The organism is Flavobacterium riviphilum, from assembly GCF_055231795.1.
In genome coordinates this window covers 20,656-37,296 of sequence record NZ_JBUYSY010000014.1, presented here as the reverse complement: position 1 = coordinate 37,296, position 16,641 = coordinate 20,656, and the positions used below count along the sequence as shown (strand labels likewise).

General features: G+C 35.9%; 17 protein-coding genes. All 17 read right to left on the bottom strand.

Features of this window, described 5'->3' with window-relative positions:
* Positions 1 to 34: 34 nt before the first annotated feature.
* On the bottom strand, positions 35 to 985 hold the full coding sequence (gene mnmL, locus ACZIX2_RS11810; protein WP_463340295.1) for a tRNA modification radical SAM protein MnmL/YtqA: 951 nt from the start codon (positions 983 to 985) through the stop codon (positions 35 to 37).
* A 111-nt stretch (positions 986 to 1,096) separates the two neighbouring features.
* The gene (locus ACZIX2_RS11805) at positions 1,097 to 2,464 is read right to left on the bottom strand and encodes an NADH-quinone oxidoreductase subunit N (protein ID WP_463340294.1); all 1,368 of its coding nucleotides are present in this window, start codon (positions 2,462 to 2,464) and stop codon (positions 1,097 to 1,099) included.
* Between the two features lie 68 nt (positions 2,465 to 2,532).
* The gene (locus ACZIX2_RS11800) at positions 2,533 to 3,975 is read right to left on the bottom strand and encodes a complex I subunit 4 family protein (protein WP_463340293.1); all 1,443 of its coding nucleotides are present in this window, start codon (positions 3,973 to 3,975) and stop codon (positions 2,533 to 2,535) included.
* A 12-nt stretch (positions 3,976 to 3,987) separates the two neighbouring features.
* Positions 3,988 to 5,871: an NADH-quinone oxidoreductase subunit L gene (gene nuoL, locus ACZIX2_RS11795; protein ID WP_463340292.1), complete on the bottom strand. Its 1,884-nt coding sequence runs from the start codon at positions 5,869 to 5,871 to the stop codon at positions 3,988 to 3,990.
* A 6-nt stretch (positions 5,872 to 5,877) separates the two neighbouring features.
* Positions 5,878 to 6,198 carry an NADH-quinone oxidoreductase subunit NuoK gene (gene nuoK / locus ACZIX2_RS11790; protein ID WP_463340291.1) on the bottom strand — a complete coding sequence of 107 codons (321 nt, stop codon included), beginning with the start codon at positions 6,196 to 6,198 and terminating at the stop codon, positions 5,878 to 5,880.
* A gap of 1 nt (position 6,199) precedes the next feature.
* Entirely contained in the window at positions 6,200 to 6,712 is a 513-nt protein-coding gene (locus tag ACZIX2_RS11785) for an NADH-quinone oxidoreductase subunit J family protein (RefSeq protein ID WP_463340290.1), read from the bottom strand.
* Positions 6,712 to 7,257, bottom strand: a complete 546-nt coding sequence (locus ACZIX2_RS11780) for a NuoI/complex I 23 kDa subunit family protein (protein ID WP_463340289.1) — start codon at positions 7,255 to 7,257, stop codon at positions 6,712 to 6,714. The genes ACZIX2_RS11785 and ACZIX2_RS11780 overlap by 1 nt, the downstream gene beginning before the upstream one ends.
* 111 nt (positions 7,258 to 7,368) lie before the next feature.
* Complete coding sequence (gene nuoH / locus ACZIX2_RS11775; RefSeq protein ID WP_463340288.1) at positions 7,369 to 8,421, bottom strand: NADH-quinone oxidoreductase subunit NuoH; 1,053 nt, start codon at positions 8,419 to 8,421, stop codon at positions 7,369 to 7,371.
* On the bottom strand, positions 8,414 to 9,460 hold the full coding sequence (locus ACZIX2_RS11770; protein ID WP_463340287.1) for an NADH-quinone oxidoreductase subunit G: 1,047 nt from the start codon (positions 9,458 to 9,460) through the stop codon (positions 8,414 to 8,416). Before ACZIX2_RS11770 ends, nuoH begins: the two co-directional genes overlap by 8 nt.
* A gap of 92 nt (positions 9,461 to 9,552) precedes the next feature.
* Positions 9,553 to 10,920, bottom strand: a complete 1,368-nt coding sequence (nuoF, locus tag ACZIX2_RS11765; protein ID WP_463340286.1) for an NADH-quinone oxidoreductase subunit NuoF — start codon at positions 10,918 to 10,920, stop codon at positions 9,553 to 9,555.
* A 1-nt stretch (position 10,921) separates the two neighbouring features.
* Complete coding sequence (locus ACZIX2_RS11760; protein WP_463340285.1) at positions 10,922 to 11,452, bottom strand: complex I 24 kDa subunit family protein; 531 nt, start codon at positions 11,450 to 11,452, stop codon at positions 10,922 to 10,924.
* Between the two features lie 81 nt (positions 11,453 to 11,533).
* Positions 11,534 to 12,772 carry an NADH-quinone oxidoreductase subunit D gene (locus ACZIX2_RS11755; RefSeq protein WP_463340284.1) on the bottom strand — a complete coding sequence of 413 codons (1,239 nt, stop codon included), beginning with the start codon at positions 12,770 to 12,772 and terminating at the stop codon, positions 11,534 to 11,536.
* 29 nt (positions 12,773 to 12,801) lie between these two features.
* The gene (locus tag ACZIX2_RS11750; RefSeq protein WP_463340283.1) at positions 12,802 to 13,323 is read right to left on the bottom strand and encodes an NADH-quinone oxidoreductase subunit C; all 522 of its coding nucleotides are present in this window, start codon (positions 13,321 to 13,323) and stop codon (positions 12,802 to 12,804) included.
* Positions 13,324 to 13,326: 3 nt separating this feature from the next.
* On the bottom strand, positions 13,327 to 13,875 hold the full coding sequence (locus ACZIX2_RS11745) for an NADH-quinone oxidoreductase subunit B (RefSeq protein WP_463340282.1): 549 nt from the start codon (positions 13,873 to 13,875) through the stop codon (positions 13,327 to 13,329).
* Between the two features lie 35 nt (positions 13,876 to 13,910).
* Positions 13,911 to 14,276 (bottom strand): NADH-quinone oxidoreductase subunit A, encoded by a 366-nt coding sequence (locus ACZIX2_RS11740; RefSeq protein ID WP_463340281.1) that lies wholly within the window; start codon positions 14,274 to 14,276, stop codon positions 13,911 to 13,913.
* A gap of 225 nt (positions 14,277 to 14,501) precedes the next feature.
* The gene (locus tag ACZIX2_RS11735; protein ID WP_463340280.1) at positions 14,502 to 14,696 is read right to left on the bottom strand and encodes a cold-shock protein; all 195 of its coding nucleotides are present in this window, start codon (positions 14,694 to 14,696) and stop codon (positions 14,502 to 14,504) included.
* A gap of 153 nt (positions 14,697 to 14,849) precedes the next feature.
* Positions 14,850 to 16,601, bottom strand: a complete 1,752-nt coding sequence (gene aspS, locus ACZIX2_RS11730) for an aspartate--tRNA ligase (RefSeq protein WP_463340279.1) — start codon at positions 16,599 to 16,601, stop codon at positions 14,850 to 14,852.
* Positions 16,602 to 16,641: the final 40 nt, after the last annotated feature.

Sequence of the window (16,641 nt, the reverse complement as noted above, 5' to 3'; positions counted from 1 at the left end):
CATTAGTAATGAAAAATTAATGTAAAGTACAACACTAGGATGTTTTGTATAAAGAACCTTGTACGATGCCACGATCAAGTATCGATTGGTCAATATAATGTTGAATCAATGTTTTTTTAAGCCCCCAATTCGGCGCAATTAACAATTCCCAGTCTGATATACCAAACAAACGTTGCACAACAATATCTGGTCGCAATAAAGGTAGTAATTGACACAGTAAATCGGTATACTCTTCTAAAGAAAATAACGGAAAAGGATTGCGTTTGTAATGAACACCCATTATAGATCCTTCTACAATATGAAGATGATGAAATTTTACAAATTTGATCTGCGGGAAACGGTTTATTTCATGAATGTATTCGAGAATCATCGGAATCGTTTCACCAGGAAAACCAAATACTGTATGAATACATAAATCTATTGGGCTATTGGCAAACCAACTCACTGCTTTCAGAAATTCAGAATGAGTACAGCCTCTGTTGATCGTTTGAAGAGTAGTATCATACATGGATTCCATACCCATTTCAACATCCACATCCACAAAGTCACAATAGGATTCTAAAAGTGCTATTTTTTCGGCATCTAAACAATCAGGTCGTGTCCCTACAGATAAACCAACGGTAACTTCTGGCGCCACAGCTAAGGCTTCATCATAACACCTTTTGAGATAATCAACCGAAGCGTAAGTGTTGGTATTGGGTTGAAAATAGATGATAAATTGTTCTGCTTTGTACGATTGTTTAGCACGAGCCATGCCTTGTTGAACTTGTTCTGTTATAGAAGGCAACTTGCGTGAAAGTTCTGGGGTAAAAGAATCGGTATTACAATAAGTACAACCACCATAACCCTTACTTCCATCGCGATTAGGGCAACTAAAACCCGCATCAACAATGACTTTATATACTTTTTTCCCTCTATATTTTTCACGAAGAAAAGTACCATAATTGGCATAGCCTTTTCTATCCAAACTTACCATAGCTTTCATAACGCAAAAATACGGATTATTAAAAACATAGGCATAAGAAAAACAGGCTATTAACCATAAAAAAACCGTCTTTCTAAAAAAGAAAGACGGTTAAAATATCATAAAATTATCTTACAATAAATCTAATAACAACGATGGGAAAAGCCCCAACACAACATTTAAAAGTAAAGCTACAACAGCTACTGAATAAATTACCAAAGGGGTTCCAGTTCTACTTTCATTTGGTTCTTTAGCATACATAGCTAATATTAACTTGAAATAATAGCCCACACTTATGATAGAATTGATTACCGCTGCTATAACCACAACTAAGTAACCCGATTGAATGGTTTGATTGAATAAAGTTAACTTAGCAAAAAAACCTGAGAAAATTGGAATACCAGCCATAGATAATAATGAAGCTGTAAGTACTATCGCCAAGATTGGATTGGTCTTACCTAAACCATTAAAATTAGTTATATCTTCATTCTCATGGTGCTTGCAAACATATAATAGTACACTAAAGGCACCAATTCCAGCCAATGCATAAGCCGTAGTATAATACAATAAACTTCCTGCTGAACTACCGATACTCAACAAAGTCATAAGCATAAATCCAGCATGAGAAATACCTGAAAAAGCTAGCATACGTTTTACATTGGCTTGCTTCAAAGCCATAATGTTTCCAACGGTCATAGAAGCAATAGAAACGATTACTATTACCAACATAAAGTTTTCATTTAACTCTACATGTAATGCAGATAATATTTTAAACAAAGTAGCCATTGCCACTACTTTGGCTAAAGTACTCATTGTTGCGGTTGTCATGGATGGAGCTCCTTCATAAACATCTGGTGCCCAGAAATGAAATGGCACAGCAGCAATCTTAAATAACATTCCAATAGTAAGCAATACTATACCAATTGGAAACCATATAGGCAATTCAGCTGACTGAGACATTTGACTAATTTCTACTACATCAAAACTTCCCATTGCACCGTACACTAAACAAATTCCAAAAAGTATAATACCCGAAGCAAAAGATCCCATCAAGAAATACTTCATACCAGCTTCATTGCTTTTTAAATTCAAACGGTTACTGGCGGCAAGAACATATAGAGAAACAGACAACACTTCGATACCTAAAAAGAACATAGCTAAATTGCCAAAAGTAACCATAGCTACAGCTCCAGATAACAAAAATATTTTAATAGCTATAAAATCGGATAACTTAGTAGGATGATTGTCATAAAAATTACCACTTAATGCGACCAAGAAAATGGTAAGTACAATGAATAATCCAGAAAAAGTTACTGAGAAATTATTCACGGAAATCATATTGTTGTAATAAGAAGCAGGCGCATTGTAATCACCCATTGTTAGGCCTAGAATACCCAACAAACCAATGATGGCTACTGGAACAATTGCTTTTCTGAAATTTAGAATTTCAAATAAAAGGCACAAAACACCTAATCCTATTATTGCTATTAATGTATTCATTTTATTTGTTTTGATTTAAGATTTTGAAGTGAGATCATTAAAATCTCTATTTGTCAATGACTCCTAAATTATTGTATTTTATTTATTTGATTTAAAATCAGTTCCAAACTAGGCGTTATTAAGTCGTTGATTGGTTTTGGATACAATCCAAAGAAAAACAATACCGCAATAATAACTACAAAGGAAATCGTTTCACTAGCACTTAAAGCAGAAAAACCTTTAGTATTGGTTTCACCCAACATCACATACTGAAACATTTTTAGCATATAATAGGCACCAAGAATTATGGTTGTACCACCAAGTATTGCAAACCAAATATTAATTTGTGACAAACTATAAAGCACTGTAAACTCTCCAACAAAATTAAATGTGGTAGGCAAAGCTACAGAAGCCAAAACTAAGATTAAAAACAATGAAGTAAATTGAGGCGCCAAGGCACGAATACCTCCCATTTCGGAAATAAGTCTTGTGTCATAACGTCTATGAATTACTTCGGCTGCTAAGAATAATCCAACTACCACAAATCCATGAGCTATCATTTGCAATACAGCACCTCTAAATCCATCAATAGTTAAAGTATAAGCACCTGCTGCAATTAAACCAACGTGTGCTAGCGAAGAATAAGCCAATAGCTTCTTAAGGTCTCTCTGACGCAACGCTACTATAGAACCGTAAATTACACCAGCGATTCCAAATCCAACAAAAATAGGCAAGTAATCTTTGGCGGCTGCACTCGAAAGTGGTAACTGCCAACGTAAAACACTGTACAATCCCATTTTAAGCATGATACCAGACAACAACATGGTACCCACTGTCGGCGCTTTTTGATAAACATTCGCTTGCCAAGTGTGAAAAGGAATTAATGGAATTTTGATAGCATAGGCCCCAAAAAAAGCTAAGAATATCCATTTTTGTTCTGCAACTGTTAAAGGTAAAGCATATAAGTCTTCTAATAAAAAGCTACCCGCTTTTTGGTACATATATACAAAGGCCACTAACATAAATAAAGAACCTGCAAGTGTATAAATGAAAAACTTAACTACCGCTTTTTTGCGTTCCTCAGCGTCGCCATTACCCCATACCAAAGCAATAAAGTAAATAGGTAACAAAGCTAATTCCCAGAAAATATAGTATAAAAGACCATCAGCAGCCACAAAAGTTCCTACCATAGCAAAAGCCATGAATAAAACTAAAGCATAAAATGTTTTGGCATTTTTATAATCATTTCCAAATGAAGAATAAATAATAATAGGCGTTAAAGCGGTTGTAAGTAACAACATCGCCATAGATAAGCCATCAACTTTCAGAGCAAAAACTACTTTCGGAGCAGAAATCCAGTCAACCAACAAGCTACAATTCTCACCAGCGTTAAATTGATTTAAAAGTAAAACAGAGGCACAAAAGGTAGCTAATCCAAACAACAAAGCCACTTTAGAGGCCAATTTATCACCCACAATAAAAGTGACAAATGCTCCGATTAAAAGTAAAAGTAATATAAGAGATACGTTCATAGTAGTAATGTATTATTGAGCTAAAAATAAAAAGGAAATAATGGCACATAATCCCAAAACAAAAGCAAAAAGGTATAATCCAACACTACCATTTTGTATTTTACGACCATAAAAACCTATTTCGTTGGTTACTTTTCCAAAACCAAAAACTATAAAAGCAATACCGGTTTCAATGTAATCTCTAAAGAAACGTGATAAAGAATTAGTAGTTTTTACAAACAAAGTATCGTACAATTCATCAACATAGTATTTGTTGTACACAATTTTGGTTAAACCTGTAATTTCAGAATCCACACGAGGAACCACTTTGTTTTTCATGTACTGAACATAGGCAATGAAAATTCCAACCAAACCTCCTAAAACAGCAACACCCATTAACGTATACTCGGTTGTTCCTAAATGATGTGCAGCAGTTGCTAATTTTGGAAGAATCGGCAGTAAATAATGATTTAACCAACTATGACCAGGCAAACTAATCAATCCTCCAAAAGTAGCCAATATTGCTAAAATGATTAATGGAATGGTTATCAAAGCAGGACTTTCATGTAAATGGTGTTTTTGCTCATCTGTTCCTCTGAAGTCATTGTAGAAAGTTAAAAACATCAAACGGAACATATAAAAAGCTGTCATAATAGAAGCCACCGAACCAATTACCCATAAAGGAATACTATGGTGGAAAGCGGTCAATAGAATTTCATCCTTTGAAAAGAATCCAGAAAACAATGGTACTCCAGATATAGCTAACGAAGAAATCAACATCGTTAAGTGGGTTATTGGCATTACTTTGCGCAAACCACCCATATTTCTCATATCTTGCTCACCGTGCAACGCATGAATAACAGATCCCGATCCTAAGAACAAACAAGCTTTGAAGAAAGCATGTGTGATTACGTGAAACACGGCTACTTCATAGGCTCCCAATCCTAATGCTAAAAACATTAATCCCAATTGAGAAACGGTAGAATAAGCCAATACTTTTTTGATATCATTTTGAGCTAATCCAATAGTAGCAGCTACCAAAGAAGTGATGGCTCCAACAACAGCAATAATCATTTGTACATTGGGCGCTAAATCGAATACAAAATTCAATCGAGTAACCATAAAGATACCTGCAGTTACCATGGTAGCAGCGTGAATCAAAGCAGACACAGGCGTTGGACCAGCCATCGCGTCAGGAAGCCATGTATATAAAGGAATTTGAGCCGATTTACCACAAGCTCCAATAAACAAAGCTAAAGCAGCTGCCGATAATGCATATCCATTAACATTTGAAGCCGAAGCTATAGCAGTTTGCAAAGTAGTATAATCCAAAGTGTTAAACTGACTTCCAATGATAAAGATCCCAATTAACAATCCTAAATCTCCCACTCTATTCATGATGAAAGCTTTCTTAGCGGCATCATTGTACTCTTGGTTTTTATACCAAAATCCGATAAGTAAATACGAACAAAGTCCTACTCCTTCCCATCCGATGAAAAGCACTAATAAGTTGCTTCCCATTACTAAAGTAATCATGAAAAACACGAACAAATTCAAATAGGCAAAAAACTTGTGCATATTTTCATCGTCATGCATATAACTAATAGAATACAAATGAATCAAAGTACCAATCCCTGTTACAAATAGCAACCATAACACGGATAATTGATCAATTAAAAATCCTAAATCAATCTTGAAAGTACCAATTTGTATCCAATCAAATAGAAAAACTGATATGGCTTTTTCGCCATTAGAAACAGTACTAAAGAAAAAACAAGTAGCTAAAAAAGAACTCAAAACTGATACTGTCCCTAGAGCCCCGGAAACAGACTTACCTAATTGTTTTCCAAAAAACACATTAATTAAAAACCCTACTAAAGGAGCTAAAACTAACACTAAAGCTATGTTGGTATTCATTTCCATCTATCCTCTTAAGTTTTTTAAATTATCAATACTAATTGCTCCTAAATTTCTAAAAATTGAAACCAAGATAGCGAGCCCTACTGCTACTTCGGCAGCAGCTACAGCCATAGAGAAGAAAACAAAAACTTGCCCTTGAGCATCTTGATGATAAGTAGAGAAAGCAACAAATAGTAAATTAACTGCATTCAACATAATTTCGATCGACATGAAAACAATGATGGCATTACGTCTATACAATACTCCAAAAATACCGATACAAAAAAGTATGACACTCAGGAAGATGTAGTTCTCTATACCAATTTGGTTTAAAATATTATTCATCTTACTTTCCTATTTTTTCTTTTTTAGACAATAATACTGTTCCAATCATAGCCGTCAATAACAAAATTGAAGCAAATTCAAACGGAACCATATATTCGTTGAGAAGTACTCTTCCCAAAACATTTATAGATTGATAATCTTCACCTGTTGCCGTATACCCATCAACAATTGGTTTCGAATTGGTGAAAATAGCAATCAAAATCAAGCATACTAAGCAAAAAGATACAATAGCACCTAATCGAGTAATTCTTGGCTTATGTACTTCATCTTCTTTATTCAAATTCATTAACATGATCGTAAACAAGAACAAAATCATGATGGCTCCTGAATAAACAATGATATGAACAATGGCCAAAAACTGAGAATTTAATAATAAATAGTGTCCTGCAATAGAAAAGAAACTTATCACGAGATAGATGGCACTATGGATCGGGTTGCGGCTAAAAACGGTTAGAAAGGCACTCGCTAAAGTGATAAAACCTAACACGCAAAAAACTATAAGAACTGTAGACATTAGTTAGCGTTTTTAAGTTGAGTATTTTTAATCGCCATTTCTAAAGGCATTACTAATTTATCTTTTCCAAAAATGAAATCTTCTCTGTCGTAATTGGCAGGTACTAACTCTTTAGAAAGTGTCAAATAAATGGCGTCTTTTGGACAGGCCTCTTCACACAATCCACAAAAAATACAACGCAACATGTTGATTTCATAAATTTCAGCATATTTCTCTTCGCGATACAAATGCATTTCATCAGGCTTGCGTTCTGCCGCTTTCATCGTAATGGCTTCCGCAGGACAAGATAGAGCACATAAACCACAAGCGGTACAGTTTTCTCTTCCTTGCTCATCGCGTTTTAACATATGACGACCACGGTACACCGGGCTCATCGGACGCGTTTGTTCTGGATAATGAATGGTTGCTTTCTTTCTGAAAAAGTGTTTTATCGTAATGGCTAAGCCTTTTACAATGGCAACTAAATACAAGCGTTCAAAAAAGGTCATCTCCTTGTTAGAGACCATTTTCTTTCTACCCGATAATGATATAGTTTCTATAGACATTTTTTTATTTTTATTTGAAGCTAATCCTGCTATCCGCTGTATCTTTTGTTTTTATAAAGAAAAAAACAAAAGGATGCCGCTGCTATCAGGGCTAGGGCTACTACTATTCTATTACAATCCTAAAAAAGCAGCAAGATCTGCTCTTAATATTACAATTCCTGTAATGATGATATTAATAATCGACAAAGGAATCAAAATTCTCCATCCAAGGTGCATCAATTGATCGTATCGGAATCTTGGAATTGTCCATCTTACCCACATGTAGAAGAAGATGAAACCAAATATCTTGGTGAACAACACAGCCACCCCGATAAGATTACCAATATTTACTCCCCAATTTTCAACCACATAAGCCATTCCTGGATAATTATACCCTCCAAAGAACAAAGTAGCTAAAATAGTAGATGAAATAAACATGTTGGCATATTCAGCGAATAAATAGAATCCCATTTTCATCGATGAATATTCTGTATGATATCCACCAATCAATTCACTTTCACATTCAGGTAAATCAAAAGGTGTACGGTTACTCTCAGCAAAAGCACAGATTAAGAAAATTAAAAAGGATAAGGGTTGGTAAAACACATTCCAATTCATTCCTGCTTGTTGTGCAGATATTTCTTTCAAACTCAAAGTGCCAGTCATCATCAACAAAGCAATCATTGACAATCCCATAGCTACTTCATAAGAAACCATTTGAGAAGCGGCACGAACTGCTCCCATTAATGAGAATTTATTATTGGATGCCCAACCACCAATCATGATACCATACACTCCAATAGAAACTACTCCAAAAAAGTACAACAATCCAATGTTGATATCTGTAGCTTGTAAAATAATATCTCTACCAAATAGATGCAAACGATCGCCCCATGGAATAACCGCACTAGTCATTAAGGCTGTACCCATAGCAATTCCAGGTCCAACAAAAAATAAAAAACGGTTAGGCGTATTGGGTTCAAACTCTTCTTTAGCAAATAATTTTAATCCGTCGGCTAATGGCTGAAACAAACCACCCCATCCAGCACGGTTTGGTCCCACACGGTCTTGAAGAAAAGCAGCTACTTTACGCTCTGCCCAAGTTGAATACATTGCTACGAGCATTGTAATGGCAAAAACCACAACAATAACTACACTTTTTTCTATAATAAAAGTACTATCCATTTTGTTTAGAATCTATTAAATTACCATCAATTTTTTCATTATAATCTATCTCTGCCATACTGATTTTTTTACGATCCACAGGACGACCTAACAAAATATTTTCTTCAGTATTGATGATTACTTTTTCAACTTTTTGGTAATTGTTTTGATTGATTACCGAATCTTTTTCAAATTCTCTTGGTCCTTCAATCACCCAGTCATTAACATCTTTCTTATCAAAACGACAAGTATTACAGATAAATTCTTCTACTTCATGATACTCGTCTTTTCTACCAGTTACACGTTGAATTTCGCCACCAAACATCCATACGGTAGTTTTACCAGAACAAGTAGGACAATCACGGTGTGCATTATAAGGTTTGTTAAACCAAACTCTCGATTTGAATCGGAACGTTTTATCAGTTAACGCTCCTACTGGACACACATCGATCATGTTTCCAGAAAATTCATTATCAATTGCTTTTGAAATACAAGTGGAGATATTGGCATGATCACCACGATCTAACACCCCATGTACACGATTATCAGTCAATTGTTCTGCCACTTGCACACAACGTTGACATAAAATACAACGATTCATGTGCAATTGAATGTAAGGGCCAATATCTTCTGGTGCAAAAGTTCTTTTTTCTTCGATGAAACGTGTTTGCGATTTACCGTGTTCAAAACTCAAATTTTGCAAATCACACTCTCCGGCTTGATCACATACTGGACAATCTAACGGGTGATTGATTAATAAAAATTCGGTTACTGCTTTTCTAGCTTCGGTTACACGTTCAGAATTTTTGCTATTCACTTCCATTCCATCCATACAACCCGTTACACAAGAAGCCATTAATTTTGGCATAGGTCTTGGGTCGGCATCACTTCCTTTGGAAACTTCTACTAAACAACAACGACATTTTCCTCCAGTTCCTTTCAATTTTGAATAATAACACATCGCTGGTGGCACAACATCTCCACCTATCATACGAGCGGCTTGAAGGATCGTGGTTCCTGGCTCTACTTCTACTGACTGACCGTCTATTGTTACTTTCATAATACTTCCCCAATCTATTCCTACTTGGGGCACATAGGTTTTACAATAATTTTTAAGCTTCTCAAAATGTTTGACGCAACATTAAAAAGCTTTTAAATGGTTTGTTTTGTCATTAAATGCTTTACTTTTTCAAAAGGCTCTGCTACAAAATGATCTCTATTTTTGATTTTCTCAGGGAAACGAATATGATACTCAAATTCCTCTCTAAAATGACGAATAGCAGCAGCTACTGGCCAAGCAGCAGCGTCTCCTAAAGGACAAATAGTATTCCCTTCAATTTTACTTTGTATGCTTAACAACAATTCAATATCTTCTTCGCGTCCGTGTCCGTTTTCGATACGGTGCAATACTTTTTCTAACCATCCTGTACCTTCACGACAGGGTGTACATTGACCACAACTTTCATGGTGATAGAAACGAGAGAAATTCCAAGTGTTTCTTACAATACAACTGGTATCGTTGTAAACAATAAATCCACCTGATCCTAACATAGATCCTGTAGCAAATCCTCCATCACTAAGTGATTCGTAAGTCATCAAACGATCTTCACCAGCAGCAGTTTTATAGATTAAATTGGCAGGTAAAATTGGCACCGAACTTCCTCCTGGCACAAAAGCTTTTAATGGACGATCAGAACTCATACCTCCCAAATACTCATCGGAATTCATGAATTCGTATACACTCAATCCCAATTCAATTTCATACACACCAGGATTTTTGATATGTCCTGAGGCTGAAATCAATTTAGTTCCAGTAGAACGGCCAATTCCAATTTTGGCGTAATCTGCTCCAGAATTGTTCACAATCCATGGCACAGAAGCAATTGTCTCCACGTTATTCACTACGGTAGGATTAGCCCAAAGACCAGAAACCGCAGGGAAAGGTGGTTTAATACGAGGATTTCCACGTTTTCCTTCTAAAGATTCAATAAGTGCAGTTTCTTCTCCACAAATATAAGCACCACCACCACAGTGAACGTGTAACTCTAAATCGTAACCTGTTCCTAATATATTTTTACCTAACCATCCAGCAGCTTTGGCCTCGGCTATGGCTCTTTCTAAAATTTTGAATACCCACATGTATTCTCCACGAATGTAGATATACGAACGATTGGCACCCAGAGCATAACTCGAAGTAATCATCCCTTCAATCAATAAGTGAGGAATGTACTCCATCAAGTAACGATCCTTGAAAGTACCTGGTTCCGATTCATCGGCATTGCAAACTAAATGACGAGGTTTTCCTGATTTTTTATCAATAAAACTCCACTTCATTCCAGCGGGGAATCCTGCTCCACCTCTACCTCTTAATCCAGAAGTTTTCACTTCTTCTACCACTTCATCTGGAGTGAGTGTTTTAAGAGCTTTTTCTACAGAGGCATATCCACCATTGGCACGATACACTTCGTAGGTTTTAATTCCAGGGACATTGATTTTGTCTAATAATATTTTTTGTGACATATTATTTATCGTGTAACGTAATTTTATTATCTCTACAATCCGCGATGATTTGATCTATTTTTTCTTCGTTTAGGTGTTCTTTATAAAAATCACCCAACTGCATCATTGGAGCATACCCACATGCACCTAAACACTCAACTCCTCTAACTTCGAAAAGCCCATCTGGAGTAGGTTCTCCAACCTTCACACCTAACTTCTCACAAGTATAATCCATCAAATTTTCTACACCATTTAAACAACAAGGCGAAGTTTGACAAAACTCGAACATGTATTTCCCAACAGGTCTTTGGTTGAACATGGTATAAAAAGTCACTACTTCGTACACTTCAATAGGTTTAATTTGTAGAATCTCCGCTACTTTGTTTTGTAACTCGATACTTAACCAATTGTCATGTGCATCCTGAACCTCATGTAGTACGGGCAATAAAGCTGATTTTCTTTTGTCCTCAGGATAATGACTGATCAATTCATTGATGCGAGCCATCAATGCTTCAGTCATATTTATTTCTTGTTTATAGTGTGTTCTTTCCATTTTAATATTTTTAAATTTTGAATAATAAATTTTAAATGATGGTTGCTATTTATAATTTAAAATTCAACATTTACAATTTCATTAAGCATCTAATTCACCTGCTATCACATTCAAACTAGACAAAGTAACTATGGCATCTGATAGCATTCCACCTTTGATCATTTCTGGAAATGCTTGATAATAGATAAAACAAGGACGTCTAAAATGCAAACGATAAGGTGTTCTACTGCCGTCTGATATTAAATAGAATCCTAATTCGCCGTTGGCTCCTTCTACCGGATGATACACCTCTCCTACTGGTACAGGCACTTCACCCATCACAATTTTGAAGTGATAAATTAAAGATTCCATGGTAGTATAAACATCTTCTTTAGGAGGCAAGTAATATTCCGGCACTTCGGCATGGTAAACATTGCCTTCTGGCATTTTATCCAAGGCTTGACGAATGATACTCAAACTTTCCCAAACTTCTGCATTACGTACACAGAAACGATCATAAGTATCTCCTGATTTACCAACAGGTACAATGAAATCAAAATCTTCGTATGAAGAATAGGGTTGTGCTACACGAACATCGTAATCTACACCTGCAGCACGCAAGTTTGGACCTGTAAAACCATAAGCCAATGCTTGTTCAGCAGAGATTGGTCCAACATTTACTGTTCTATCAATAAAGATTCTGTTTCTTTCGAATAAGTTTTCGAATTCTTTCCAAGCTACCGGAAACTCTTCTAAGAAAACTTCTAATTTACGGAAAGCTTCAGGAGACCAATCTCTTTCAAAACCACCAATACGACCCATATTGGTAGTTAGACGTGCTCCACAGATTTCTTCGTAGATTTCGTAGATTTTTTCACGGAATTGGAAAACATATAAGAACCCAGTGTAGGCTCCAGTATCAACACCTAAAATAGAGTTACAAATCAAGTGATCGGCAATACGTGCCAATTCCATTACAATAACTCTTAAATATTGAACTCTTTTGGGAACTTCAACACCTAAAAGTTTTTCTAACGTCATCCACCATCCCATGTTATTGATGGGCGAAGAACAATAATTCATTCTATCGGTTAGCGGCGTAATTTGATAAAAAGGACGATTTTCGGCAATTTTTTCGAATGCTCTGTGAATATAACCTAAGGTGGGTTCGGCATCCAATATTTTTTCACCATCCATCAACAAGATATTTTGAAAAATACCGTGTGTGGCAGGGTGTGTAGGTCCTAAATTTAGGATCGAAAGTTCACTTCCGTCTTCGTTATGACGCTCTTTAATGATTTTAGCATAACGATGCTCTGGTGGCAATAATAGTTCTGACATTTATTGAATGTGAAAAATTATACTTTTTTTTAGCAATTCGATTGGGTTCTTCCAAAGAATCGGTCATCTTTATCGGTTCTACCGCTATCTTCCATAGGAAATTCTTTTCGCATAGGAAAAGATTCCATTTCATCCATATTTAAAATACGTTTCAATTGGGGATGTCCTATAAAATTAATCCCGAAGAAATCATAGGTTTCTCTTTCCATCCAATTGGCGCAAAGAAAAATATTAGCTACTGATTTCACTTCGGGTTGTGCACCATTTAAAAAAGTTTTGATGCGGATGCGTTTGTTTTCATACCAATTGTGCATGTGATACACTACAGCAAATTGTCTTTCTACTTCATTATCTGGATAATGTACTCCACACAAATCAGTCAAAAAATGAAAACGCAACTGAGGATCGTTTTTCAAAAACAAAATAACAGCAGTGATTTTATCTGCCGAAACTTCGAATGAAAAAATATCTCTATCTTGATTGAATTGAAAAACGTCGTTACCGAAAGTGGCAACTAATTTCTCTTGAATTTCTGTTGTCTCTAAAGCCATCTGTTACTTAATATTATAAGAAGCTAATAATTCTTGATATTCTGGGGAGCTTCGTCTTCTAACGGATTCGTTTTTCACCAATTCTTGCAACTTCATCACCCCTTCAACAATTTGTTCTGGTCTCGGCGGACATCCAGGAACATAAACATCTACAGGAATTACCTTATCAATACCTTGCAAAACAGAATAAGTATCAAAAATCCCACCTGATGAAGCACAAGCACCTACAGCTATAACCCAACGAGGCTCAGACATTTGTTCATACACTTGACGCAAAATAGGTCCCATTTTTTTAGAAATAGTTCCCATAACCATTAGCATATCGGCTTGTCGAGGCGAAAAACTCACACGCTCTGAACCGAAACGAGCCAAATCGTAGTGCGAGGCCATCGTAGCCATAAACTCGATACCACAACAAGAGGTTGCAAAAGGCAAAGGCCACAACGAATTAGCTCTTGCTAACCCTACAACATCACTTAGTCGAGTAGCAAAATACCCCTCTCCAACTACTCCTTCTGGCGGAGCAACCATTTTTGTATTAGAATCTGACATGACTTTATTTAGTATTCAATTGCTGACTTAACTATTTACTCCCACTCTAATGCTTTTTTCTTGATAATATAGAAAAAACCTACCAATAACAAGAGCATAAATATAATCATTTTCACCATACCTTCAATACCTAACTCTTTGAAATTCACCGCCCAAGGATATAAAAATATTACCTCTACGTCAAACAACACAAAAAGAATAGCTACTAAGAAGTATTTTACAGAAAAAGGAATACGAGCATTCCCGATTGATTCAATCCCACACTCGAAATTTTTATCTTTATTATCAGAATGCCTTTTTGGACCTAATTGCCCAGAAATAAAGATGATTCCGGATACAAATGCCACTACAATAAGCAATTGAATTAGGATTGGAATGAAGTTAATTTGTTCAGTTTGCATAGTAATTAAAATTTTCTTGCTTCAACAAGGCACAAAGATAGGGCGCAAGGATTGAAAACACAAATCAAAAGGAGTTTTTCAATTCTAAACGTTAGTTAATCTTTTCTAATTTTTAATGATTACAAATAAGAATTCTTAATTTTTTAACAGCAATCGTTATCGTAAATGCAAAAAAAAAGTTGCGATTGGCATCGCAACTTTCAATTCTTTCGAAAAAGTGGAAAATTAAAGTACTACTACTTGAGCGGCAACTTTACCTTTTCTTCCTTCTTCTTCTTCGTAGCTCACACGATCTCCTTCGCGAAGTTCTTCCGCTTTGATTCCTGTAGCATGTACGAAAATGTCTTTTCCTGTTTCTTCATCAGTAATGAATCCATAACCTTTAGATTCATTGAAAAATTTAACTGTACCTGTACGCATTGTAATAATAATAATAATTTATAATGCAACAAATGTAATCTTTAATACAATACAAAATCATTTTGTGTCATATTTTTTTTTCAAATTTATTGATTTACAGCTAATTCTAGAATTCCATTGGCATTTCCGACAAAATATAATTTCAATTTTAAACTATTTTGAATTTAATTGAATATGCAATTCGTTCAATTGCATTTCATCAATAGCTGATGGTGCATCAATCATAACATCACGACCAGAATTGTTCTTAGGGAAAGCAATAAAATCGCGAATGGTTTCTTGTCCACCCAAAATAGCCACCAATCGATCCAATCCAAAAGCCAAACCACCGTGAGGAGGTGCACCAAATTGAAAAGCATCCATTAAGAATCCAAATTGTGCTTTGGCTTCCTCTTCTGTGAAACCTAAGTATTTAAACATTAATTGTTGCGTAGCTTTATCGTGAATACGAATAGAACCTCCACCAATTTCATTGCCATTTAAAACCATATCATAAGCATTGGCTCTTACTTTTCCAGGATTGGTTTCTAGCAAGTGTAAATCTTCCGGTTTTGGCGAAGTAAATGGATGATGCATGGCATGGTAGCGTCCGCTTTCTTCATCAAATTCCAATAGCGGGAAATCAACTACCCATAAAGGAGCAAATTCGTCTGGTTTTCTTAAGCCTAAACGTGTTGCCAATTCCATACGCAAAGCAGAAAGTTGCGCTCTTGTCTTGTCAGCAGGACCCGACAATACAAAAATCATATCACCAGCTTTAGCACCCGTTGTTTTTGCCCAATTGGTTAAATCCTCTTGATCGTAAAATTTATCTACAGATGATTTGTAAGTGCCGTCTTCATTGCATTTTACATACACCATTCCGCTTGCCCCCACTTGTGGACGTTTTACCCAGTCAATTAAGGCGTCAATTTCTTTACGAGTATAATTGCCTGCACCTGGAACAGCAATACCTACAACTAATTCTGCCGAATTGAAAACAGGAAATTCTTTGTGTTGTGCAAAAGCATTCAATTCGCCAAACTCCATTCCAAAACGAATGTCTGGTTTGTCGTTTCCGTAGGTTTTCATCGCATGTTCGTAGGTCATTCTTGGGAATTTGTCAACTTCGATGCCTTTTAATTCTTTTAGTAAATGACGTGTAAGCCCTTCAAAAACATTTAAAATATCTTCTTGCTCTACAAATGCCATTTCACAATCGATTTGTGTAAATTCAGGTTGTCTGTCGGCACGTAAGTCTTCGTCACGGAAACATTTTACAATCTGAAAATATTTATCCATGCCACCCACCATCAATAACTGTTTGAAGGTTTGTGGCGACTGTGGCAACGCATAAAATTGACCTTCATTCATTCGAGATGGAACTACGAAATCTCTAGCACCTTCTGGAGTAGACTTGATCAAATAAGGAGTTTCTACTTCGCAAAAATCTAAATCAGAAAGGTATTTACGTACTTCCATGGCCACTTTGTGACGGAAAAGCAAGCTGTTTTTCACTGGATTTCTACGAATATCCAAATAACGGTATTTCATTCGGATGTCTTCGCCACCATCGGTTTCATCTTCTATAGTAAATGGAGGCGTTTGTGCAGCATTTAAAACAGTTAACTCGGTAACCAAAATTTCAATTGCTCCCGTTGGAATATTGTTGTTTTTGGCCTCGCGTTCAATTACGGTACCTTTCACCTGAATTACAAATTCTCTTCCTAAGGTTTTGGCCAATTCGAATACCGCTTTATCGGTACGGCTTTCGTCAAAAATCAATTGTGTAATTCCGTAACGGTCTCTTAGGTCGACCCAATTCATGAATCCTTTATCACGAGATTTTTGTACCCATCCCGCTAGCGTTACTTCTTGATTAATATGAGAGGCGTTTAGCTCCCCGCATGAATGACTTCTGTACATTATATTTTTTTTATAAGTGTTAATTAGACTATTATACCTG

Excerpts from the sequence above, each read along its gene's own strand:
- ACZIX2_RS11780 (WP_463340289.1), bottom strand. The coding sequence starts at position 7,257 with ATGTCTATAGAAACTATATCATTATCGGGTAGAAAGAAAATGGTCTCT.
- ACZIX2_RS11805 (WP_463340294.1), bottom strand. The coding sequence starts at position 2,464 with ATGAATACATTAATAGCAATAATAGGATTAGGTGTTTTGTGCCTTTTA.
- nuoL (WP_463340292.1), bottom strand. The coding sequence starts at position 5,871 with ATGAATACCAACATAGCTTTAGTGTTAGTTTTAGCTCCTTTAGTAGGG.
- ACZIX2_RS11785 (WP_463340290.1), bottom strand. The coding sequence starts at position 6,712 with ATGTCTACAGTTCTTATAGTTTTTTGCGTGTTAGGTTTTATCACTTTA.
- ACZIX2_RS11755 (WP_463340284.1), bottom strand. The coding sequence starts at position 12,772 with ATGTCAGAACTATTATTGCCACCAGAGCATCGTTATGCTAAAATCATT.
- mnmL (WP_463340295.1), bottom strand. The coding sequence starts at position 985 with ATGAAAGCTATGGTAAGTTTGGATAGAAAAGGCTATGCCAATTATGGT.
- aspS (WP_463340279.1), bottom strand. The coding sequence starts at position 16,601 with ATGTACAGAAGTCATTCATGCGGGGAGCTAAACGCCTCTCATATTAAT.
- ACZIX2_RS11800 (WP_463340293.1), bottom strand. The coding sequence starts at position 3,975 with ATGAACGTATCTCTTATATTACTTTTACTTTTAATCGGAGCATTTGTC.
- ACZIX2_RS11760 (WP_463340285.1), bottom strand. The coding sequence starts at position 11,452 with ATGGAAAGAACACACTATAAACAAGAAATAAATATGACTGAAGCATTG.
- nuoK (WP_463340291.1), bottom strand. The coding sequence starts at position 6,198 with ATGAATAATATTTTAAACCAAATTGGTATAGAGAACTACATCTTCCTG.
- ACZIX2_RS11740 (WP_463340281.1), bottom strand. The coding sequence starts at position 14,276 with ATGCAAACTGAACAAATTAACTTCATTCCAATCCTAATTCAATTGCTT.
- ACZIX2_RS11735 (WP_463340280.1), bottom strand. The coding sequence starts at position 14,696 with ATGCGTACAGGTACAGTTAAATTTTTCAATGAATCTAAAGGTTATGGA.
- ACZIX2_RS11745 (WP_463340282.1), bottom strand. The coding sequence starts at position 13,875 with ATGTCAGATTCTAATACAAAAATGGTTGCTCCGCCAGAAGGAGTAGTT.
- ACZIX2_RS11750 (WP_463340283.1), bottom strand. The coding sequence starts at position 13,323 with ATGGCTTTAGAGACAACAGAAATTCAAGAGAAATTAGTTGCCACTTTC.
- ACZIX2_RS11770 (WP_463340287.1), bottom strand. The coding sequence starts at position 9,460 with ATGAAAGTAACAATAGACGGTCAGTCAGTAGAAGTAGAGCCAGGAACC.
- nuoH (WP_463340288.1), bottom strand. The coding sequence starts at position 8,421 with ATGGATAGTACTTTTATTATAGAAAAAAGTGTAGTTATTGTTGTGGTT.
- nuoF (WP_463340286.1), bottom strand. The coding sequence starts at position 10,920 with ATGTCACAAAAAATATTATTAGACAAAATCAATGTCCCTGGAATTAAA.